Source organism: Bacillus sp. AK25, assembly GCF_048270685.1.
Lineage (GTDB): Bacteria > Bacillota > Bacilli > Bacillales > Bacillaceae > Bacillus > Bacillus altitudinis.
The window spans coordinates 1059885-1081229 of sequence record NZ_JBLUWC010000001.1 but is presented as its reverse complement, the minus strand read 5'-3'; the positions used below and the strand labels follow the sequence as shown (position 1 = coordinate 1081229).

The 21345-nt window shown below is 41.6% G+C and carries 20 protein-coding genes and 1 riboswitch; of the genes, 7 read left to right on the top strand and 13 right to left on the bottom strand.

Features of this window, described 5'->3' with window-relative positions; genetic code table 11:
- Positions 1–7 precede the first annotated feature (7 nt).
- The 8 genes from ACNO7B_RS05490 to ACNO7B_RS05455 all read right to left on the bottom strand — a co-directional run bounded on the left by ACNO7B_RS05490 (position 8) and on the right by ACNO7B_RS05455 (position 7611).
- The gene (locus ACNO7B_RS05490) at positions 8–1159 is read right to left on the bottom strand and encodes an acetylornithine transaminase (RefSeq protein ID WP_216099307.1); all 1152 of its coding nucleotides are present in this window, start codon (positions 1157–1159) and stop codon (positions 8–10) included.
- A complete protein-coding gene (gene argB / locus ACNO7B_RS05485; RefSeq protein WP_417901288.1) occupies positions 1156–1932 on the bottom strand; it encodes an acetylglutamate kinase in 777 nt (258 codons plus the stop codon). The genes ACNO7B_RS05490 and argB overlap by 4 nt, the downstream gene beginning before the upstream one ends.
- A gap of 14 nt (positions 1933–1946) precedes the next feature.
- On the bottom strand, positions 1947–3167 hold the full coding sequence (gene argJ, locus ACNO7B_RS05480; protein WP_417901287.1) for a bifunctional ornithine acetyltransferase/N-acetylglutamate synthase: 1221 nt from the start codon (positions 3165–3167) through the stop codon (positions 1947–1949).
- Between the two features lie 20 nt (positions 3168–3187).
- A complete protein-coding gene (argC, locus tag ACNO7B_RS05475; RefSeq protein ID WP_235701765.1) occupies positions 3188–4225 on the bottom strand; it encodes an N-acetyl-gamma-glutamyl-phosphate reductase in 1038 nt (345 codons plus the stop codon).
- 138 nt (positions 4226–4363) lie between these two features.
- Positions 4364–4912: an MFS transporter gene (locus ACNO7B_RS05470; protein WP_048001695.1), complete on the bottom strand. Its 549-nt coding sequence runs from the start codon at positions 4910–4912 to the stop codon at positions 4364–4366.
- Complete coding sequence (locus ACNO7B_RS05465) at positions 4909–6354, bottom strand: FAD-binding oxidoreductase (protein ID WP_417901286.1); 1446 nt, start codon at positions 6352–6354, stop codon at positions 4909–4911. The genes ACNO7B_RS05470 and ACNO7B_RS05465 overlap by 4 nt, the downstream gene beginning before the upstream one ends.
- 116 nt (positions 6355–6470) lie before the next feature.
- Positions 6471–6779, bottom strand: a complete 309-nt coding sequence (locus tag ACNO7B_RS05460; RefSeq protein WP_003211530.1) for a metal-sulfur cluster assembly factor — start codon at positions 6777–6779, stop codon at positions 6471–6473.
- 46 nt (positions 6780–6825) lie between these two features.
- Positions 6826–7611 carry an alpha/beta fold hydrolase gene (locus ACNO7B_RS05455; RefSeq protein ID WP_041093094.1) on the bottom strand — a complete coding sequence of 262 codons (786 nt, stop codon included), beginning with the start codon at positions 7609–7611 and terminating at the stop codon, positions 6826–6828.
- A gap of 137 nt (positions 7612–7748) precedes the next feature.
- Here ACNO7B_RS05455 and ACNO7B_RS05450 point away from each other — a divergent pair, with 137 nt between their 5' ends.
- The 3 genes from ACNO7B_RS05450 to ACNO7B_RS05440 all read left to right on the top strand — a co-directional run bounded on the left by ACNO7B_RS05450 (position 7749) and on the right by ACNO7B_RS05440 (position 8990).
- On the top strand, positions 7749–8561 hold the full coding sequence (locus tag ACNO7B_RS05450) for a Cof-type HAD-IIB family hydrolase (RefSeq protein ID WP_008348537.1): 813 nt from the start codon (positions 7749–7751) through the stop codon (positions 8559–8561).
- Between the two features lie 88 nt (positions 8562–8649).
- Positions 8650–8802 (top strand): hypothetical protein, encoded by a 153-nt coding sequence (locus ACNO7B_RS05445; RefSeq protein ID WP_008348539.1) that lies wholly within the window; start codon positions 8650–8652, stop codon positions 8800–8802.
- Positions 8799–8990 (top strand): DUF3813 domain-containing protein, encoded by a 192-nt coding sequence (locus ACNO7B_RS05440; RefSeq protein ID WP_008348541.1) that lies wholly within the window; start codon positions 8799–8801, stop codon positions 8988–8990. Before ACNO7B_RS05445 ends, ACNO7B_RS05440 begins: the two co-directional genes overlap by 4 nt.
- Positions 8991–9030: 40 nt before the next feature.
- Here ACNO7B_RS05440 and ACNO7B_RS05435 read toward each other — a convergent pair whose 3' ends face one another.
- Positions 9031–9486: a BsuPI-related putative proteinase inhibitor gene (locus ACNO7B_RS05435; RefSeq protein WP_235702035.1), complete on the bottom strand. Its 456-nt coding sequence runs from the start codon at positions 9484–9486 to the stop codon at positions 9031–9033.
- 14 nt (positions 9487–9500) lie between these two features.
- Positions 9501–10343, bottom strand: coding sequence for a YitT family protein (locus tag ACNO7B_RS05430; protein ID WP_007499067.1), 843 nt, complete (start codon positions 10341–10343; stop codon positions 9501–9503).
- Between the two features lie 141 nt (positions 10344–10484).
- On the opposite strand from ACNO7B_RS05430, the gene ACNO7B_RS05425 reads away from it, so the two are divergent.
- The gene (locus ACNO7B_RS05425) at positions 10485–11342 is read left to right on the top strand and encodes a DegV family protein (RefSeq protein WP_008348544.1); all 858 of its coding nucleotides are present in this window, start codon (positions 10485–10487) and stop codon (positions 11340–11342) included.
- 41 nt (positions 11343–11383) lie between these two features.
- On the opposite strand, the gene ACNO7B_RS05420 is transcribed toward ACNO7B_RS05425, so the two are convergent.
- The 3 genes from ACNO7B_RS05420 to ACNO7B_RS05410 form a co-directional block, all read right to left on the bottom strand.
- Positions 11384–13033, bottom strand: coding sequence for a methyl-accepting chemotaxis protein (locus ACNO7B_RS05420; RefSeq protein ID WP_417901285.1), 1650 nt, complete (start codon positions 13031–13033; stop codon positions 11384–11386).
- On the bottom strand, positions 13030–14007 hold the full coding sequence (locus tag ACNO7B_RS05415; protein ID WP_342498924.1) for a BMP family lipoprotein: 978 nt from the start codon (positions 14005–14007) through the stop codon (positions 13030–13032). Before ACNO7B_RS05415 ends, ACNO7B_RS05420 begins: the two co-directional genes overlap by 4 nt.
- Positions 14008–14164: 157 nt before the next feature.
- Positions 14165–15013 carry a S1 RNA-binding domain-containing protein gene (locus ACNO7B_RS05410; protein ID WP_017360190.1) on the bottom strand — a complete coding sequence of 283 codons (849 nt, stop codon included), beginning with the start codon at positions 15011–15013 and terminating at the stop codon, positions 14165–14167.
- Between the two features lie 226 nt (positions 15014–15239).
- Between ACNO7B_RS05410 and ACNO7B_RS05405 the strand changes: the two genes are divergently transcribed.
- The 3 genes from ACNO7B_RS05405 to metH all read left to right on the top strand — a co-directional run bounded on the left by ACNO7B_RS05405 (position 15240) and on the right by metH (position 21263).
- A complete protein-coding gene (locus ACNO7B_RS05405) occupies positions 15240–15731 on the top strand; it encodes a YajQ family cyclic di-GMP-binding protein (protein ID WP_007499076.1) in 492 nt (163 codons plus the stop codon).
- Positions 15732–15812: 81 nt separating this feature from the next.
- Positions 15813–15931: riboswitch (SAM riboswitch) on the top strand.
- 78 nt (positions 15932–16009) lie between these two features.
- Positions 16010–17851: a bifunctional homocysteine S-methyltransferase/methylenetetrahydrofolate reductase gene (locus ACNO7B_RS05400; RefSeq protein WP_417901284.1), complete on the top strand. Its 1842-nt coding sequence runs from the start codon at positions 16010–16012 to the stop codon at positions 17849–17851.
- Positions 17835–21263: a methionine synthase gene (gene metH / locus ACNO7B_RS05395; protein ID WP_417901283.1), complete on the top strand. Its 3429-nt coding sequence runs from the start codon at positions 17835–17837 to the stop codon at positions 21261–21263. The genes ACNO7B_RS05400 and metH overlap by 17 nt, the downstream gene beginning before the upstream one ends.
- The last annotated feature ends 82 nt before the right edge of the window (positions 21264–21345 follow it).

The window sequence follows — 21345 nt, the reverse complement described above, 5'->3', positions numbered from 1 at the left end:
AAAAAATTTAGACCGTTACTGCTTCATTTGCTAACACTTGAATGATTGCTTCAATGGCTTGATCCAATTCAACTTTTTTGACATTCAGCGGAGGTAATAAACGAATGACATTCGGACCAGCTGGAAGCACCAGCAAACCTTGCGCTCGAAGGGCTGTGATGTAATCACCTACTGGCTGATGACACTCAATTCCTGCCATTAATCCTTTGCCCCGTACTTCTTTCACGATGTTCAGCTGTTTGACTTCTTGCAGTCTCTTTAAAAGGTACGCACCCTTTTCTTTCACTTCTGAAAGAAAGTCTTCTTTGAATATTACATCAAGAGTTGCGTTCACAGCTGACATAGCGAGCATATTGCCACCAAATGTTGTGCCATGAGAGCCTGGAGAAAATGCATCCCCTAAAGCTTTTTTCCCTATCACTGCACCGACTGGAAATCCATTTCCTAAACCTTTTGCGGCTGAAATAATATCAGGATCAAGTCCCGATTGCTCATAGGCAAATGCTGTCCCTGTTCGCCCAATACCCGTTTGGATTTCATCTACAATCAGCAGTGCTTGATGTTTTTTGCAAAACGTTTGAACGGCTTCTAGAAATTCAGCTGTAGCTGGATTCACTCCACCTTCACCTTGCACCACTTCCAGCATGACCGCTGCGACATCATCGATTTCACACGCTGTGATCGCTTCAGGGTCATTAAACGGTACATAATGAAAGCCTTCCAGCATCGGTCCAAAACCAGTTTTGATTTTATCTTGACCTGTGGCAGCCATACCAGCATACGTACGCCCATGGAAAGAGTGCAAAAACGTCACAATATTTGTTTTACCTGTTGCTTTTCGGGCCAATTTGATAGCCCCTTCATTCGCTTCAGCCCCGCTGTTGCAGAAAAATACGAGATCTCCTGAACTGTTGGCTGCCAGCTTTTCCGCTGCTTTTTCTTGCAGTCCATTTTCAAATAGATTTGATACGTGCCAGACCTCGTCAAGCTGCTTCTTGATGGCTTGATTGACCTTTGGATGATTGTGACCTAAATTCGTGACCGCAATGCCTTGTATAAAGTCTAAATATTTTTTCCCAGTTGTATCAACTGCCCAAGAACCTTCTGCCTCTTTAATTTCAACATTCCACCGTCCGTACGTTTGAAAGAGATGACTCACAGGACCGCCTCCTTTTGTTTTACAATTCGAGTTCCTTTAAAGGTATCTCCTGTAAAAATACTGCCTTTTCCATTCACAATCATGACTTCATCCACATCTCCTGATAAAGCACTTAGCGCAGATTGCACCTTTGGAATCATTCCCCCGGAAATAATGCCTTCATCGATGAGCTTGAGCGCTTCTTGTTCGGTGACAACGTCTAACAGCTCACCATTTTTTAAAATTCCTTCCACATCTGTGACAAACATGAGCTTATCAGCTTTCATAGCTCCTGCGACTGCTGATGCCGCAAGATCAGCATTTACATTTAACGTTTGGCATTCTTCGGTCATAGATAGCGGCGCAATGACGGGAATGAATTGTTTCTCCATTAGTGCTTCTGCCATCTCTGGATTGACTTCTTTGATTTCGCCAACGTACCCATATACATCTTGATCGAGAAAATCGGCGACAAGCATCTGTCCATCTTTACCAGATACACCGACAGATGATATATCATGCTTTGCCAGCTCTGAAACAAAGTATTTATTCACCGTTCCTGAAAGGACCATTTCGGCTACCTCTAACACCGGCTTTGTTGTTTTGCGCTGTCCATCTACAAATTCCGTTTTCACTTCTAATTTTTGCAGCATGCTCGTGATTTCAGGACCCCCGCCATGTACGATAGCCAGTTTAAATCCAGCAGATTGAAGTGAGCGGACATTTTCATAAAAGGTATCGGAAAGTTCTCGAATGACACTGCCTCCACACTTGAACACGATCGTTTTATCCATGTCTATCTCCTTCATTATGTGCGATAGCTCGCGTTAATTTTCACATAATCATAGGTAAGGTCACAGCCCCATGCTGCCGCTTCACCATTTCCTTCATTCATTTGAATGAAAATTGTAATATCATCCTGCTCTAGATACGCTTTTGCTTCCTCTTCTGAGAAAGACTGAGGTTCATTATGTTTAAACAGACATTGCCCGCCTAAGTAAACTTCAACCTCTTCTGGCGTGACAGAAGCTGCGCTATGACCGATTGCTCCGACAATCCGTCCCCAGTTGGCGTCCGTACCGTATACGGCTGTTTTCACAAGACTTGAACCTACGATTTTTTTTGCAATAATACCAGCTTCTAAGTTGTTTTTTGCACCAACAACTTTCGCTTCGATTAATTTAGTTGCGCCTTCTCCGTCTCTTGCAATCTCTTTTGCTAGATCTTCACAGGCTAGTTTTAATCCTTCTTTAAACAATGGCCATTCTGGATGTTCTTCATTCAGTGCCTGGTTTTCTGCCATTCCATTTGCCATCACAAGCACCATATCGTTAGTTGATGTTTCTCCATCGACGGTAATTTGATTAAATGTCACATCTGTGATGTCACGAAGAGCATTTTGCAAAGCTTCTTGTTCGACATTTGCATCGGTTGTGACAAACCCGAGCATTGTTGCCATGTTCGGATGAATCATACCAGAGCCCTTTGCTGCACCTGAAATGAGAATCTCTTTCCCGTCTATCGTCAATGAGTATGTCGTATTTTTAATGACTGTATCTGTTGTTAAAATCGCTTCTTCAAAGTGGCCATTTCCTGCTTTTGCTTCTTTTAGCTGAGCGATGCCTGTTTTGATTTTATCCATATCCAGACACTCTCCAATGACACCAGTAGAAGAAACAGCAATGTAATCAGGCTCTGTGCCTAACATGTCTGCACAGGCTGCCTGCATGTCGTATGCATCTTTTAATCCCTGCTCACCTGTACATGCGTTGGCGATGGCACTATTGACAATGACACCTTTTAGTTTGCCCGTCTTTTTCAAGCTTTTTTGTGTGACTTGAAGAGGCGCAGCTTGAAAGTGACTTTGAGTGTATACCGCTGCACTCGCTGCTGGTACTTCACTGATGATCAAGCCAAGATCTTTTTTTGAATAGCGTAATCCTATATGAATCCCCTTTGCTTCAAAACCTTTTGGTGATGATACGTCCCCGTCAATTTTGACAATACTTTTTTCATTCAATTCGATCATGTTTGTTGTCTCCCCTGTTCTTATGGATAGAGAGGTGTCATTGTGAGGCCCGCCTCTTCATGTAAGCCTTTGATGATATTGAAGTTTTGAACCGCTTGGCCGGCTGCGCCTTTCATGAGATTATCTATGACAGATACAATCGTCAGTCTGCCTGTTCGCTCATCTAAATGAAAACCAATGTCACAGAAGTTACTGCCGTATACTTCTTTTGTTTGCGGATATATCCCGTGATCTCTCACTCTTACAAAATAGGAATCTTCATAAAAATCCTTCATCCGTTTCATTAATTCTTCTTTTGTGACATCTGATTTCAATTGTGTATACATCGTCGCCATAATCCCTCTAGTCATCGGGACAAGGTGTGTTGAAAATGTGATGTTCGCCGTTTGCGGGTTCCATTCTCTAAGTACTTGTTCTATTTCAGGTGTGTGCTGATGTTCATTCACCTTATAAATTTTAAAGTTATCGTTCAGCTCTGAAAAATGTGTGCCAAGTGAGGCTGATCGTCCTGCACCGGACACCCCGGTTTTTGCATCTATAATGATCATAGATTCATCGATGAGATTCTGTTTCATCAGCGGTGCTAAACCTAGAAGAACTGCAGTAGGAAAGCAGCCTGGGTTTGCAATGACTTCCGCTTGCTTAATGGTTTCACGATTCAATTCAGATAATCCGTATACAGCTTGTTGAACCGATGCATCATCCGCTGCCCTTCGTTTATACCACGCTTCATAAACAGTTCCATCTTGAATGCGCAAGTCACCTGATAAATCAATAATTGGCACCCCTTGATTCATGAGCTTCGGTGTGAGTTCACTTGAAACGCCTGCTGGTGTCGCTAAAAACACAGCATCTGTTTCTTGCACAATGGCAGCCGGATCAATGGCTTTTAATGTTTGGTCAGTAATCGTTGTCAGATGCGGATAAGATTGACTGTATAATTGCCCATCACCACTTGATGAATACAATATACATTCCTCCACATGTGGATGCTGCTTAAAAATACGAACTAATTCCGCACCACCGTACCCTGTAGCACCTATAATACCTATTTTCAACGTCAATACACCCTCTTGATCTTTGTGAAATTATTTAACATTATAACATGTATAAAAATTAATTCAATTGTATATTTAATATTTGTTTTCATTTTTTTTCATAAAAAAATCCACATATCTTCGTGAGACATGCGGATTTTATCTATTGTTCTTCATATTGAGGACCAGAAGCGCACTGCATAAATATAATAGGGAACTTGCATAAAAAATCAAATGAATGGTGAAGAAATCAGCAAACAGGCCGCCAAGCATAATGGCGATGGATGAAAAAAGCGCTGTCCAAAAATGATAGTGCCCAACTTCTTTCATTCGCTTTTTCTCGTTTGTGAGTTCGGTGACGAGTAGTTTCTCTCCGTGCTTCTGAACACCACCTAGCACACCTAAGGCAATCTGAATCATATAAACTTGCTCTACTTCTGTGATATGTGGAAAAAGGAGAAGAAGAAACGCCATACCAAACGAATGAATGATTAAAAAGAGACGCCTGTCGGTCGTTTCAGGAAGTTTTCCTAATAATAAATGAATGAACGCACCGCTCAAACCAAACAGACCATAAGCAAGACCAAATTGAGAATAGCTCGACCCAACATTTTTAATAAAAAGAATATAAAAAGGGAAAATGAGACTACTGGCGAAAAACAGTAGACTTTGTGAATAGACGAACCATTTCATTGCTTTAGCATTCATTGTGTATTGTACCTTTCATAAAAGTAGTTGATAAATCTGCCATCTGGATCTGCTTGCTTTTTCTTTCGAAAGAATAGATCGGTTTTTGGATACGCTTGTTTCATTTGTGCTTTCGTTTGATAAGGCATGTATGGTAAGTAATAGCTTCCATGGTGCAGTAAGGTGATATCTGTCATTTGCCGGATGACCCGCTCTGCTTCTGCCTTCTCTTCTTTCTCAAAACCATAATTCACTAACAAAACAAGTGCAAACATATCTTCTTTCGCATATGAGAGATCCGCTTTTTCATTTTTTTGTACGTAACGGATCGTGATGTTCATTAAATTCAATTCTTCCTGTTGTAAAAAGCTTCTCATGTCATCGATATACGCACGAAAACGATCAACTGGAACAAAGTATTCTTGAAGCACATCGGTATCTGACTCATTTTCATATTCTAAAAAAGCAGAATCAGACCGCATCACGTTATTTCTTGTGATCAGCTGGTCATTTTGACTTTGAAAATACTTCTTTTGCAAGTTCCATAGCAAATCTTTCCCCATATCAAATCTTCTCGAAAGGCCGAGCATAAATTTTAAAGGGATGACGAGCTGATCTTCTTTGAGCTCGCGGTATGGATCGATCTGTTGATTAGAAGTAAGCGAATAATTCGTCACATACATCTCTTTCAAAAAATTTGTTTTCGCTGTAGAGATTCTTGCGAGATGCATGCGCACTTCTTTATTGTTCTTTACATGCTTTTGAAAATAATCAGTGTATTCATCGAAGTGTAGAGAGGTTGTCTCCATTTTATATAATTCATCCTTTGTTAAGGAAAGCTCAACATCTAAAATGACACCGAATAAGCCGTATCCTCCAATCACAGCAGTAAATAAATCATCGCTAGGCTTTACTGTGATGATCTCTCCATCTGCTTTTAACAGTGTGAAAGAGCGCACAGTGTCAATGAGTGAGCCGTAGCGAATGTCACGTCCATGTGCATTTGCACTTAACGAGCCACCAATCGTAAAGATGTTTTGAGATTGCATCACCTTTACTGCAAGACCATATGGGTTCACATATGTTTGAATATCATCCCATGTGGCGCCGCTCTGGACCCGAATGGTCTTCTTTTTTTCATTAAATGATACGATTCGGCGAAATTTCGTCATGTCTAGTACAATGCCATTTTCATAATACGTGTGGCCGCCCATACTATGCTGCTTTCCGGCGATTGAAATGGGCAGATTCTTCTCTTTTGCTTCTTCCAATACTTCTTTTAAAGATTCTATTTCTTTTCCTTGCACGACTTTTTTTATTTTGACCGGCATGAGGTGACTCACATCTGTAAACGCCTCGAGTCCTTGTCTTTTGTGTGCTTGACCTTCACGTATAGAGACTGATGCAAAAAAGGCAGCACCATATCCTATCAAAAGGACGATCCATATCCACTTTCGTTTCATTATAGGTACTCCGTTCTATAAAATTACATCCATTATATCAAGCCATACTCCTCCTCTACCTTAATTTTTCATAAAAAAACCTGGCATGAGTTCAACTCATACCAGATCGTATTTACTTATTGAATACCAAGCGCAATTTTTGCGTATCTTGACATTTTGTCACGTGTCCAAGGTGGATTCCATACGATGTGAACTTCTGTTTCTTTCACTTCAGGCAAGTCACTTAATGCTTTTTTCACTTCATCCACGATAACTGGTGCAAGGGGACACCCCATTGATGTTAAAGTCATCGTGATATCCGCTTTTCCATTCTCATCAAGATCGACATCATAGACAAGTCCAAGGTTGACGATGTCTACGTTTAACTCAGGGTCAATCACCTGTTCTAGGGCGCCTAAAATATTTTCTTTCAATGCTTCATCCATGATATCCACTCCTTTTTCAACTAGTATAACGTACTTTTCCTTTTGGCTAAACGTTTGTGCTTTTCAGATGTGTCACAAACCAGTCAATGGTTTCAAACATTGCTTGTCTTGAGACCTTATGGCCAGCCTGTCCATCTGTAATAAAACGAATCAGGTGCGGATCTTCTTTATATTGGGTTTCTGCTAACTCGTCATAAAGAGCTTTTGCATGTCTGTAAGGGACAACTGGATCGTTTTCTGCATGCCAGAATAACAGCGGTCTTTTGTTTAATCGATCTGTTTGCAGCGTTAAATCATAAGGACGCAGCGCGTCTAATTGCTGATGAACCTCTTCATCTGTAATCTCTTTCATCAACCCTTTGTGCCGCATGTCCATAATTTGTGCTTGTAGGAATGTCGTATATTTCGGACTGCCCATCAAGCTGACTGCCGCTTTAATCCAATCATGTTTTGCGAGTGCACCAAAGGTCGTAATCCCTCCCATAGATGTACCCGCAACACCTATTAGATCGGCTTCAATCAATTGTTTTTCTTGAAAATATGTTTTTAAGATATCGATTTCACGTATTTCGTTTAGGACGATTTCCCAAAACTTTGATGCCAGTTCCTCTAAGCTGAGGTTTTCTGATCTTACACCATGATAAGCACAGTCAGGCAAAATGACTCTCATGCCTTTTTCCGCCAAATGAAAGGCGAAGTGTAAGTTGTGCTCGCGTGCACTTGTAAATCCATGTATAAAAAATACAAGTGGCAGTGGTTTATCTTTATTTTCAGCTTTTACGATATGTAAAAATGGAATATCGTGCGTCATTTGCTCATCAATGGTGATCACAGCCTATGAATCCTCCTTTATCATTCCCGTCTTTGTTTATTTTAACATGTAGACAACGAAGATGTGATAAAGATACACTATAGGTGGAGGCACCCGCACCAGCTGCCTCCTATTACTTACAGATCAAAGGAGATTTTATGGAGACTAAACCTTATCTAATCGCACTTGACCTGGATGGCACGTTATTAAAAGACGATAAAACGATTTCAGCACACACACTTGATGTCATTCAAAAAGTGAAAGACAGCGGGCATCATGTCTGTATTTCAACTGGCCGGCCATTTCGTTCCAGCTCTCCTTATTATCAGCAATTGCAGCTCGATTCTCCGATTGTGAACTTTAATGGAGCGTTTGTCCATCATCCTCTTGATGAAAAATGGGGCAGATTTCACACATCACTTGATCTTCAAGTCGTAAAACAGCTTGTGGATATTAGTGAGGAATATAAAGTACACAATGTGTTAGCTGAAGTGCTAGACGATTTGTATTTCCATTATCATGATGAAAAGCTCATTGATATATTTAATATGAATGCAAACAAAGTGACCGTTGGAGATCTTCGGAACAATCTTGGAGAGAATGTCACAAGCGTCTTAATTCACGCAAAAGAAGAAGACGTCGGAGCGATTCGGAGCTATTTGACAGATGTTCATGCAGAAGTGATTGACCACAGACGCTGGGCTGCTCCGTGGCACGTCATTGAAATCATTAAAACAGGCATGAACAAAGCCGTTGGACTGCAAAAAATTAGTGATTATTACGGTGTGCCTCAGGAACGGATTGTGGCATTCGGAGATGAAGACAATGATTTAGAGATGCTTGAATTTGCTGGATGCGGGGTTGCAATGGGCAACGGGATTGATGCAGTGAAACGCGTCTCTAATGAAGTGACAGATACGAATGAACAAGATGGGATTGCAAAATTCCTAACGAATTACTTCTCGCTTTAATTTTTCCATTCATACATAGCAGGTCGAAGCGGGCATACTACCGTTAGACAGGTTGTCCTGTCAGCTTGTGTAAAGGGGCGGATTCCGAATGGGTAAAAGAAGCAAATCGAAACGCTTTATACAACAAGGTAAAGATTCAGTCAGTCTGCATGACGCACGTTTTCCGTATCGTTCCACACTTGAAGAAGCTGCGGAGGACAGGGGAAATATGAAGACTGATGCTTCTGGAGGTTCATTGTGAGAAACGAACTTTTTGATCAAGCCAAATCATTTACTGAAGAAGCCCTTACTTCTTCATTTCCATCTGGTTTAGAGCGTCAACAAGCAGTTCAGCGAGCTAAAAACGCCGTATCATCTGCATTTGCTAATTCGACAGATGCAGAAAGAAACCAGCTGCATACGTTCCAAGACCTGCTTGATGATCTTTAACGAAAAAAGCTGTCCGCTTTGTGGACAGCTTTTCTTATGCTTATTTCACTTGGAACGTTTTCTTCTCAATGATTTGCTTTAGCCCTTCTGCTTTTCCTTTAAATGTGACGACCGCTTCATACGTTCCCGGCTCCACACCGTTTGACCACGTATCTTGGAAGTCATATGTTTCATCTGCTTTCAGCACAAAGGATTGGATGGCTTGTGTGAACATACGGTCTTTCGAGTAACGGTATTTTTCATTTCCGTCTTCATCGTACACACTCAATTCGAATTTTTGGCTTGTGTTAAACGTGAATTCAATATCTCGATCTGATTCATTTTTGAGTGACATATGAAATTGAACCGAAGAACCTTTTTGGACGGGGTCTACTGTGAGTACAACGGTTTTTTCTCCCATTTGACCGGATACCTCCTTGTCTGGTTCATCTTTTTTTTGTTGTCCACAAGCTGTTAAAACCAATAGAACGAGAAAAAGCACTAACCCTTTTTTCATCTTCTACCCACCTTTTAATCTCGTCTGAAAAATCCAAGAATATTGGTTGTTTGAACAATATTTGTAAAGGCTTTTGGATCGACTTCCTTTATAATTTGTTCAAGTTCATACAGCTCATACCTTGTAATGACAATGACCATCATTTCTTTTTGTTCATTGGTAAATGCCCCTTTTGCCGGAACAGTCGTAATCCCTCTGACCATTTTTCCATAAATGGCTTCTTTGATTTCATCTGCTTTCTTTGTCACAATCATGGCAGTCAGCTTTTCATGTCTCGTATGGATGGCATCAATTACCCTAGTCGTCACATATAATGTGACAAGGGTATATAAAGCTTTCTCCCAACCTTGTAACAATCCTGCTGTAAAAATGATAATTCCGTTTAAAATGAAGAAATACGTGCCCACTGGTTTGTCTTTCCATTTCGCTAAAATCATCGCAATAATGTCAAGGCCGCCTGTTGAGGCTCCATATTTCAGTGTAATCCCAATGCCAAGTGCAGAAATGACTCCGCCAAATACAGCATTTAATAAAATATCTTCAGAAACACTTGTCTCTGGTAAAATGCCGAGGAAAATCGTTGTCAGTGCCACACTAATAATGCTATACAAAGTAAAGGAACGACCAACCTTCATCCAGCCTAAAATGCCGACCGGAATGTTTAAAATAAATAATAGGATCCCTGTTGATAAATAAAACGGTGCATATTGATCGATTAAACTAGATAACAGCTGGGCAACCCCTGTAAAACCACTTGCATATACGTCAGCAGGGATTAAAAATAAATTCAGCCCAATCGCATTGAGTAAGGCACCAATGACGACGACGATGAATTTTTTTGCTTCTCCAATGAACATGTTGTCATTCCTCCACTTACCATTCTCTCTATGGTTTTCCCTAAAATTTAGAATTTGAACACGAAAAAATGATTTTCTATGATATAGTTAGGCTAAAAAGATGTAAAATATGGTTGATTTTTTTAGAAAGAAGGGATTTTGATGACTGTTCATATCATAGCAGACAGTGCTGCTGATCTGCCTCTTTCTTATTATGATGAACAAAACATGACACTCATTCCGCTGCGTGTGTTACTCGGCGAGCAGGAATTTGAGGATTTGATCACCATTGAACCAAAACAAGTATTTGATGCGATGAGACAAGGTGCAAGTCCAAAAACATCACAAGCTTCACCGAATCGGATCAAAGAAGCCTTTGTTTCTGCAGCACAAACCCATACATCCGCTATCTATGTTGCCTTTTCATCAGAGCTTTCAGGTACATACCAAACCGCTGTGATGATGGCAAACGAAGTGAAGGAAGAATACCCTGATTTCGATTTACGAATCATTGATTCTAAATGTGCTTCACTTGGTTATGGACTAGCTGTCAAACACGCTCAATCACTTGCCATTGACGGAAATACAATACAAGAAATTGAAACGTCTGTAAAGCATTTTTGTGAATCTTTACAACATATTTTTACTGTAGACGATTTATCGTATTTAGCAAGAGGCGGAAGAATCAGTAAAGCGTCCGCATTTGTTGGCGGATTGTTAAGTATTAAACCCATTTTACACGTTGAGGATGGAAAACTGATACCCCTTGAAAAAATTCGTGGCCGTAAAAAATTGTTGAAACGCATAATCGAGCTGATGAAAGAACGTGGATCTGACTGGTCTAGTCAAACTGTTGGCATTAGTCATGGAGATGACCCTGCACTTGCAGAAGAAATGAGGCAATTAATTGAAGCGGAATTTCACCCAAAAGAAATCGACATCCAAGTCATCGGCGCGGCTGTTGGGTCCCACTCAGGCCCTAGCACACTTGCCATCTTCTTTACAGGCAGCCCATCATAAAAAGCACCCTTCCCTGAAACATCACGGGAAGGGTGCTTTTCTTATGATAGCTTAAATCGGTGAACGGTTTCGTTTAACCTTGCCGTCATACTCATCAGTTCTTCTACTTGTTTGTTCATTTGATGGAAAGATTGCAGTTGTTCGTTTGCCGAGGCAGAAATTTCTTCGCTGCCCGCTGCCGTTTCTTCTACAACGGCACTAATATTTTCAATCGAGTGCAGCACTTGTCCGCCAAGCTCTGTTGATTGAATAATTTGGTCATTTAAGACCGCCATTTCTTGCTTAATATGTTGTGCTTTTGTTTCTATATCTTCAAAGGAGTGTGAGGTTTTGTCCATTGCATCTTGCTGCTGAAGTGATAGCTTGACCCCTTCTTGTACAGTTTGGCTAATGGATTGAATGCCTTTTTCAATATGACTCACCATGTCAAAAATTTGTCTTGTTGCACGAGACGATTCATCTGCCAGCTTACGAATTTCGTCCGCTACGACGGCAAACCCTTTGCCAGCTTCTCCTGCTCTTGCCGCTTCAATCGCCGCATTGAGCGAGAGGAGGTTTGTCTGGTCCGCAATATCAGAAACCGTTTTGGCCATTGCGGAGATTCCGCTTGCGTACTGAGTGAATTCTCCTGCAGACTCTTCAATTTGTCTCGTCGCACGTGTATTTTTTTCAATGGCTGCTTTTGTTTCTGTTAACGTGTGCTTTCCGCTTTCTACCGATTCAATGGCATCCTCTGTACTACGGATGACTGTATGTGATCTTTCGGAATTCTTACGGCCATGTGAATCCATTTTCTCAATCAAACTAACGCCATGCTGTAGGTCTTCTGAAATCGCTTGTGAACCATTTGCCATTTCGTCTGTCGATACAGACACTTGATTGGCTGATTCCATAAGCTTTTTGTTTTCATCATCTAACTGAATCGAAAATGATTCTACTTGGCTTGAGACATGGCTGATTTCTTGAATCAAGCTAATCAGCTGATCCGTCATTTGATTGAACGACTCATTTAATCCGCCGATTTCATCTTTCCGCTTGATGTCCATCCGCTCCACAGCGAGGTTTCCTTCGGCAATCTGTTTTGCCCGGTAAGAAAGGGATTTGATTGGTGTCACAATGGATCTCGTTAAACCAATATTTAAAAAGACGGCGATGACAATCAGCGTGAGGGCTGCGACAGATGCGCTTGTGATGATCCTTTGCACATTGTCTGCCGCCTCCTCTAAATGGTATTCATACGCTTCTTGTGCTCTTTTATTCATCGTATGCACGTCGTTTAAAACACCGTCAATTCTGGCAGCTACTCGTCTGGCATCAGAGGCATTTTTTTCACCAATGGCATTGTTTGCTTCTTGCGTCCATGTGTCAAACTTTGAATTTAACCGTGTTAGGGCTTCTTTGTTCATATTTCCTGCGTTTTTGTTTAACATTTGCAGCTGTTTTTTCGCTGTCGATATATCGGTTTGAACGACCTCTAGCTGTTCATCTGAAAGGGTCATGGAATAATTGGTCATGGCTTGTTCGACACTTTCAAAGCTGGCCTTCGTTTTTTGTACGTTCAGTAAGGTTTGAACTTCTGTTTCGCTTGATGACTGAATCTTTGTCATGCTCACAATAATAAAGGCAATTACGCCAACCGCTAAAAGAAGTGAAATGAGTGAGTTGAGCAAAATTTTGATGCGTAAGCTCATGATGCTGCCCCCTCTTCTTTCAGAAGTGTCTGCTTCAGTCCATTTAATTTTTTGGTCAATTTCTCAGCATCTTTGAGCACCCGGATTCTCGCCATATCGATTCCGTCATTACTTAAGTCATAAACGATATGCCCGCTTTTGATGTTGCTGCTTTTGACGAGCTGTTCGCTGAATTGATAAACGACTTCATCTACGTTTTTGACCATAGACGAAATAACGGCTTTTTCAGCTGTATAATACTGATCGCTGTCCACGCCGATTGCGTATTTGCCTTGCGTTTGCGCTTCTTTTAATACACCAACACCCGTATAACCGGCTGCGGCATATAAAACATCTGCTTTCTTTTTGATCATGTCTTTCGCTATTTTACTGCCTTTGCCTGCATCACTAAATGTGCCAGCATACGTGGATACGACCTTGATTTTCGGATTCACAGATTTTGCGCCTTTTTGATAGCCTTGTTCAAATCGATGGATAACCTCTGCATCGACTCCGCCCACAAAACCAATGACATCACTTTTTGTTGTCATGGCAGCAAGTGCTCCCGCTAAATAGCTGCCCTGCTCTTCTTTAAAAGTCACTGATGTGACATTTTTCAGTTCAGACACAGCATCAATGAGTAAAAATTGCTTTTTCGGATATTTTTTCGCTACCTTTTCTAAGTCTTCTTGCATACTGAAACCTACACCGATAATCAGGTCATTTCCATCTTTCACAAGCTCGGTCAGCCCTTTTTCATATGTATCGGTTTCTGCAATTTCTCTATAATCGAATTCAATGCCAAGCTCATCACGTGCTTTTTCTAATCCTTTAAATGATGAATCGTTAAATGATTGATCACCAAGACCATCATCCGTCAGCATGACACCAATATGCTTCGCATTTGATATCGGTGGTCCTCCCTGCTGATTGCTGCATGAGGCGAGCACCATGATCATAGCTGCCATCAGAAGTAATGAAATCTTCACTTTCATCCAAAAACACACTCCTTTTATCATCCTTACCCCTTATTTATCGGATTTGAGAGTCATTGTTTCAATGATAAAGTGAAGGATTTTCAGCTTTTTTCATGACTTTTTTCACTGAAAAAAACCATTATTTATGACAAAAATAAAAAAAGTGAGCAAATGCTCACTTTTTCTCGTATGTCCACCCTTCTTTTTGGTAAACAAGATCATTTTTCATCAGATGACCTAATGCTCGTTTGAAGGCTGCTTTGCTCATTTGAAATCTTTCCCGGATATCTTCTGGATCGCTTTTATCCCCGTAAGGCATTGCACCGTTTCTCGTTCTCATGTAAGTTAAAATTTCTTCTGCATCGACAGATAGTGCATCCTGTTTTCTAGGAAGCAGAGAAACGTTCACGGTTCCGTCCTCTTTCACTGCAATGACGCGTCCTGTCACGGTCGATCCTAATCTAGGCTCTTCCTTTCGTTCCGTGCGGTGGATAAATCCACGCACGCCTGTATCCGTCAGCATAAAAGAACCTGTCGCAATTAAGCGATAAATCGTTCCCGTAATTTCTTTGTTCATTAACGTTTCTGGCGCCTCAGTAAATAATTCACTGATCACATCTTCAGTGGCTGGTTTTGCGAACATTCTCCCGTAACTTGTCACTTTGAGCATACAGTATAGTTTGTCGCCTTTTTTCGGCCACGCTTCCTCAAAAGGCGGGAGGTGTTCAGTTGCAACAAGTGCATCCTTTGACAAACCTATATCGACAAAAGCACCCATATCTTCTACAACGTCTACGACTTCTACCCAGTCGTATGTATGTGCATTGATTTTAGGAATTTTCATCGTCGCTGCCAGTCTTTCCTCATGATCTACATATAAGTAGACCTCTACTTCATCACGATCTCCAATATCCTCTGTCATCTCACTGCGATGTAGGAGAACAGAATCTTCGCCATCTGTTAAAAAGTAGCCGTATTCCATCTCGTTATCTATTTGCAAGGTCAGTTGCTCACCTGGTCTCATGTTCTCTTCCTTCCTATCTGCCCTTAAAAGAGCGTTCGTTCATCTTTTGATTCACTTTATTCTACTATACTTCTGTCATCATGAACATCTCTAGTTCTGTTAGCTAAAGTGGACAAACTGTACTTGAATTATACCGCATACATCTGAACTCTCTTCGATAAAGTTTCTTCTTCCCATATGGGCATGATAAAATAGACGCAATATCTATAGTTGGAGGTCATATGTGATGGCAAAAGAAAGTTCATTTGATATTGTATCGAAGGTGGAGCTGCCAGAGGTGCAAAACGCCATTCAAGCAGCACTGAAAGAAATTAAAAACCGTTATGATTTTAAAGGAAGTAAAAGTGATATTTCACTAGAAAAAGAAGAACTCGTTCTCATTTCTGATGATGACTTCAAGCTGGAGCAGCTAAAGGATGTCCTTGTGACAAAACTGATTAAACGAAACGTACCGACTAAAAACATTGACTACGGAAAAACAGAACATGCCCTAGGTGGAACCGTTCGCCAGCGTGCAAAGCTGATTAGCGGGATTGATAAGGACAATGCCAAAAAGATCAATGCCTTGATCAAACAATCTGGTATAAAAGTAAAGTCGCAATTTCAAGATGACCAAGTGCGTGTGACAGGAAAAAATAAAGATGATTTACAAGAAGTGATTGCGCTCATGCGCAAGGCAGATTTACCGATTGACGTCCAATTTATAAATTTTCGATAAATTTCAAATTTTCCATTGATTATTTCCGATTTTTTCGATACAGTTGATGGAAGTTCAATTCATTGACATGTTCATATCGCTTTCTTATCAAGAGAGGCAGAGGGACTGGCCCTGTGAAGCCTCAGCAACCGGTGTAGTAGAAATCTATTTTCTATGACCAAGGTGCTAAATCCAGCAAGCAACTGCTTGGAAGATAAGAAGAAGAATTTCAATACAGCCAAAAAGTCTTCTTCTTATCAGAAGGCTTTTTTTGTTACATAGAAATAAGGAGGAAACCAATGGGCCTATTACAAGACTTACAAAATCGCGTACTGATTGCTGATGGAGCAATGGGAACACTTTTATACTCTTATGGCATTGACCGCTGCTTTGAAGAATTAAATTTATCAAAAGAAGATGAAGTCAAAAGAGTGCACGAAGCATATGTGCAAGCTGGAGCGGACATTATCCAAACGAACACATACGGTGCGAATTATATTAAACTATCCCGCTACGGTTTAGAAGAAGAAACAAAACGCATTAACACAAAAGCTGTACAAATTGCCAAAGCAGCCGCTGGCTCAGCTTATGTCCTTGGAACGATCGGTGGCATTCGAACATTTAACAAAAATGCCTACTCTTTAGATGAGATTAAACGGAGCTTTAGAGAACAGCTCTATATCCTTTTAAATGAAGAGCCTGATGGATTACTGCTTGAAACATATTACGATATTGAAGAAGCAAAAGCCGTTCTTGAGATTGCTCGCAAAGAAACAGCGCTTCCGATTGTCTTGAACGTCTCCATGCATGAGCAAGGTGTATTGCAGGACGGTACACCGCTAAAAGACGGTTTATCTGAATTATCCTCACTTGGCGCTGATGTCGTCGGCATTAACTGCCGATTAGGCCCTTATCATATGATTCAGGCACTTGAAGGTGTTCCACTTTTGGAAAATTCTCATTTATCTGTCTATCCAAACAGCAGTCTCCCCTCCCTTGAAGAAGGCAGACTCGTCTATGATACAGATAATGATTATTTCCGAAAAAGTGCACTTGAGTTTAGAAATCAGGGCGCACGAATCATTGGAGGCTGCTGCGGAACAACCCCTCAGCATATTAGTGCTATGGCTGAGGCGGTCAAAGATTTAGCACCTATTACCGAAAAAGAAGTGAAAGTATTAAAAGAAGAAATCATTTCCATCCAAGATCAACGGACAGAACCAGGTCTTGACGAGCTGGCTGTGAAAAAACGTTCGATTATCGTAGAGCTGGATCCGCCGAAGAAGCTGAACTTTGAAAAATTCCTCGTCGCAGCGAACGAATTAAAAAGTGCAGGCATTGATGCCCTCACACTGGCCGATAACTCTCTAGCTACCCCGCGTATTAGCAATGTGGCATGCGGCGCTTTATTAAAACAGCAGCTTGATATGCGTTCACTTGTCCATATCACATGTCGTGATCGCAATTTAATTGGACTCCAATCCCACTTAATGGGGCTGGACACACTTGGACTAACCGATATTTTAGCCATCACAGGCGATCCGTCTAAAATTGGAGACTTCCCAGGTGCGACATCTGTGTATGATTTAACCTCCTTTGATTTGATCCGTCTGATCAAACAATTTAACGAGGGACTATCTTTCTCTGGGAAGCCACTAGGGAAAAAGACTAATTTTTCAGTGGCTGGCGCGTTTAATCCAAATGTCCGTCATATTGATAAAGCGGTCAAACGCCTTGAGAAGAAAATCGAATACGGTGCCGATTATTTTATTTCACAACCTGTATACTCTGAGGAACAGCTTGTGAAAATTCATGAAGAAAGCCGACATTTGGATAAACCGATTTATATCGGCATTATGCCGCTAACAAGCAGCCGAAATGCTGAGTTTATTCATCATGAAATTCCCGGCATTAAATTGTCTGACTCGATTCGTGAGATTATGGCCAAGGCAGGCGAAGATAAAGAAAAGCAGCGGACAGAAGGGTTAGCGATTGCCCGCTCTTTATTAGATACAGCTTGCGAATTGTTTAATGGTATCTATTTAATTACCCCTTTCCTTCGATCAGATTTAACAGCAGAACTGACAACTTACATCCATCAGAAAGAAAAGGAGCCAAACATCCATGCCAACTATCACTGAACAGCTCAAAAAACGCATCCTCGTCCTTGACGGTGCAATGGGCACAATGATTCAAAACGCCGATCTCACAGCAGAGGATTTCGGCGGAGAAGAGTATGAGGGCTGTAACGAATATTTAAACGTCACAGCCCCTCACATTATCTCCACGATTCACCGGCAATACCTAGAGGCAAGTGCTGACCTCATTGAAACAAATACATTCGGTGCGACGAAGCTCGTTCTCGATGAATATGGACTTGGCCATCTCGCCTATGAATTGAACGTAAAAGCAGCTCAGCTGGCAAAGCGTGAAGCAGACCGTTTGTCGACGCCAGACTGGCCCCGCTTTGTAGTAGGCGCAATGGGGCCCACTACAAAAACATTATCCGTAACAGGCGGCACAACGTTTGAAGAGCTCGTTGCAAATTATGAAGAACAAGCCCGCGCCCTGATTGATGGGAAATGTGATGCTCTTCTTTTAGAAACAAGTCAAGACATGCTGAATGTCAAAGCTGGATTTAAAGGCATTCAAGAAGCCTTTCAAGCAACCGGTATTGAGCTGCCACTTATGGTGTCAGGTACGATTGAGCCGATGGGCACTACCCTTGCAGGCCAAGATATTGAAGCCTTTTATATCTCACTTGAGCATATGAAACCAATCAGCGTCGGACTAAACTGTGCAACTGGTCCAGAATTTATGACAGACCATATCCGTACACTCTCCTCCATCGCAAAGTCGGCTGTCAGCTGCTATCCAAACGCTGGTCTCCCAGATGAAGAAGGGCAATATCACGAATCCCCTGGTTCGCTTGCTAAAAAAATCGCCGCTTTTGCAAAAGAAGGCTGGTTAAATATCGTCGGCGGCTGCTGCGGTACAACGCCTGCACATATTCAGGCATTATCAGATGAAGTACGTCCGCTTCAGCCCCGCAGCATGTCGCATGAGTCATCACCGCATACCGTATCAGGAATCGAGCCCCTCATTTATGAAGAAGCGATGCGCCCTCTCTTTGTTGGTGAGCGCACAAATGTCATTGGTTCACGCAAATTCAAACGGCTCATCGCAGAACAAAAGTTTGAAGAGGCCGCAGAAATTGCTCGTGCTCAAGTGAAAAATGGCGCTCACGTCATTGATGTGTGTCTAGCAGACCCTGATCGTGATGAGATAGCAGACATGGAAGGCTTTTTAAAAGAAGCCATGAAAAAAGTGAAAGCTCCTTTTGTCATTGATTCAACCGATAAACATGTCATCGAAAAAGCACTCATGTATTCTCAAGGAAAAGCCATTATCAATTCTATTAATTTAGAGGATGGAGAAGAGCGCTTTGAAGAGATTCTTCCGCTTGTCAAGCTATATGGCGGCGCACTTGTTGTTGGAACAATCGATGAAACAGGGATGGCCGTCACAGCAGATCGAAAACTTGAAATTGCCGTAAGATCCCATGACCTGCTCACGAAAAAATATGGAATCCCTGCGAGTGATATCATTTTTGACCCGCTTGTCTTTCCAGTAGGTACTGGAGACGAACAGTATATTGGTGCTGCTGAAGAGACGATTAAAGGCATTGAGCGAATCAAAGCAGCACTGCCTGAATGTCTCACCATTTTAGGCATTAGTAACGTGTCTTTCGGACTCCCACCAGTCGGCAGAGAAATATTGAATGCCGTTTATTTGTATCACTGCGTCAAAGCAGGACTTGATTATGCGATCGTGAATACTGAAAAGCTTGAACGCTTTGCTTCAATTCCAAAGGAAGAAATCAAGCTGGCTGAAACTTTACTTTATGAAACAAATGATCAAACCCTTGCTGAGTTCACCCAATTTTATCGCGGGAAAAAGAAAACAGAGAAGAAACCAAAGATCTCCTTATCACTTGATGAAAGGCTGGCACTCTATGTCGTCGAAGGGACGAAAGAAGGCCTGATTGATGACCTTGCCCTTGCTTTGGAGAAATTTGAATCACCTCTTCATATCATCAATGGACCATTAATGCAGGGAATGTCAGAGGTTGGGCGCCTTTTTAATCAAAACGAATTGATCGTAGCTGAAGTCCTCCAATCCGCTGAGGTCATGAAAGCATCTGTTTCATACCTTGAGCAATTTATGGAGAAAAAGGACGCAAGCGGCAAAGGGAAGATTCTCCTCGCCACCGTCAAAGGAGATGTCCATGATATAGGGAAAAACCTGGTCGACATCATTTTGAGCAATAATGGCTTTCAAGTCGTCGATCTCGGAATCAAAGTAACCCCACAAACATTGATTGAAGCGGTGCAAAAAGAAAAGCCAGATATGATTGGATTATCAGGTTTACTTGTCAAATCAGCACAGCAAATGGTCTTGACCGCTCAAGATTTACAAAAAGCAAACATTTCTGTTCCCATTTTGGTGGGCGGCGCAGCGCTTTCACGGAAGTTTACGAAGATGAAAATTTCGCCTCAATATGATGGCCCCGTCCTTTACGCCAAAGATGCAATGGACGGCCTGTCTTTAGCGAATGAATTAAGAATGAACCCTCTTCAATTTCAAACAAAACCCTTAGAGGAACAAGAAACACTCCATAAGGAAAAAGAAACAACGCAGCCAAAAGCTGTGATTGAATTACTAGAAAAACGCGCGACACTTCCGGAGGCAGCCATTTTCACGCCAGAAAATACGAAACGCCATTATGTACGGGATATTGATTTGCACCACATAATGCCCTATGTCAATGAGCAAATGCTGATCGGCCATCACCTCGGTTTAAAAGGAAAGGTCAAAAAGCTCTTGGCTGAACAGCATCCAAAAGCATTGGAGTTAAAACAGCTGATCACAGATCTTCTTCAAGAAGGCAGAGAGAAAAACTGGTTTGCACCTGCATTCGTCTATCAATTCTTCCCTGCCAGTTCAAATGGGAATGACCTGCATATCTATGATCCAGAAGCGCCTGACCGCGTCATTGAGACATTCCAATTTCCAAGACAGGAAAAACTTCCGTACCGGTCTATTTCTGATTATGTGCGGAAAAGCGGAGAGAACGAGAAAGATTATATCGCCTTATTTGCAGTGACGGCTGGCGCCCGCATACGAGAGGTTGCGCAGCAATTTAAACAAGAGGGTGACTATTTAAAAATGCATGCGGTCCAAGCTTTAGCACTTGAGCTTGCAGAAGGATTGGCTGAACGAACGCACCAAGTAATTCGTGATAAATGGGGATTCCCAGACCCAGTCGATTTCACGATGGAGAAACGGTTCCAAGCCAAATATCAAGGTCAGCGCTATTCCTTTGGCTATCCAGCGTGCCCTAATCTAGAAGACCAAGAAAAACTATTCCATCTGCTGCAGCCAGAAAAAATCGGGATTCATCTCACAGAAGGGTTTATGATGGAGCCTGAAGCATCCGTTTCAGCCATTGTCGTTTCTCATCCTGAAGCTCGATATTTTAACGTTCACTAAAAAAACCTCCTGAATTGGAGGTTCTTTTTATAAATAAAAATGGAATATATATGAAAAAATACGTTTATTTACCGATATTATA

Excerpts from the sequence above, each read along its gene's own strand:
- ACNO7B_RS05445 (WP_008348539.1), top strand. The coding sequence starts at position 8,650 with ATGGGTAAAAGAAGCAAATCGAAACGCTTTATACAACAAGGTAAAGAT.
- ACNO7B_RS05450 (WP_008348537.1), top strand. The coding sequence starts at position 7,749 with ATGGAGACTAAACCTTATCTAATCGCACTTGACCTGGATGGCACGTTA.
- ACNO7B_RS05430 (WP_007499067.1), bottom strand. The coding sequence starts at position 10,343 with ATGTTCATTGGAGAAGCAAAAAAATTCATCGTCGTCGTCATTGGTGCC.
- ACNO7B_RS05400 (WP_417901284.1), top strand. The coding sequence starts at position 16,010 with ATGGGCCTATTACAAGACTTACAAAATCGCGTACTGATTGCTGATGGA.
- ACNO7B_RS05425 (WP_008348544.1), top strand. The coding sequence starts at position 10,485 with ATGACTGTTCATATCATAGCAGACAGTGCTGCTGATCTGCCTCTTTCT.
- ACNO7B_RS05415 (WP_342498924.1), bottom strand. The coding sequence starts at position 14,007 with ATGAAAGTGAAGATTTCATTACTTCTGATGGCAGCTATGATCATGGTG.
- argB (WP_417901288.1), bottom strand. The coding sequence starts at position 1,932 with ATGGATAAAACGATCGTGTTCAAGTGTGGAGGCAGTGTCATTCGAGAA.
- ACNO7B_RS05420 (WP_417901285.1), bottom strand. The coding sequence starts at position 13,033 with ATGAGCTTACGCATCAAAATTTTGCTCAACTCACTCATTTCACTTCTT.
- ACNO7B_RS05410 (WP_017360190.1), bottom strand. The coding sequence starts at position 15,013 with ATGAGACCAGGTGAGCAACTGACCTTGCAAATAGATAACGAGATGGAA.
- ACNO7B_RS05435 (WP_235702035.1), bottom strand. The coding sequence starts at position 9,486 with ATGAAAAAAGGGTTAGTGCTTTTTCTCGTTCTATTGGTTTTAACAGCT.
- ACNO7B_RS05460 (WP_003211530.1), bottom strand. The coding sequence starts at position 6,779 with ATGGATGAAGCATTGAAAGAAAATATTTTAGGCGCCCTAGAACAGGTG.
- ACNO7B_RS05405 (WP_007499076.1), top strand. The coding sequence starts at position 15,240 with ATGGCAAAAGAAAGTTCATTTGATATTGTATCGAAGGTGGAGCTGCCA.
- metH (WP_417901283.1), top strand. The coding sequence starts at position 17,835 with ATGCCAACTATCACTGAACAGCTCAAAAAACGCATCCTCGTCCTTGAC.
- ACNO7B_RS05465 (WP_417901286.1), bottom strand. The coding sequence starts at position 6,354 with ATGAAACGAAAGTGGATATGGATCGTCCTTTTGATAGGATATGGTGCT.
- argJ (WP_417901287.1), bottom strand. The coding sequence starts at position 3,167 with ATGATCGAATTGAATGAAAAAAGTATTGTCAAAATTGACGGGGACGTA.
- ACNO7B_RS05470 (WP_048001695.1), bottom strand. The coding sequence starts at position 4,912 with ATGAATGCTAAAGCAATGAAATGGTTCGTCTATTCACAAAGTCTACTG.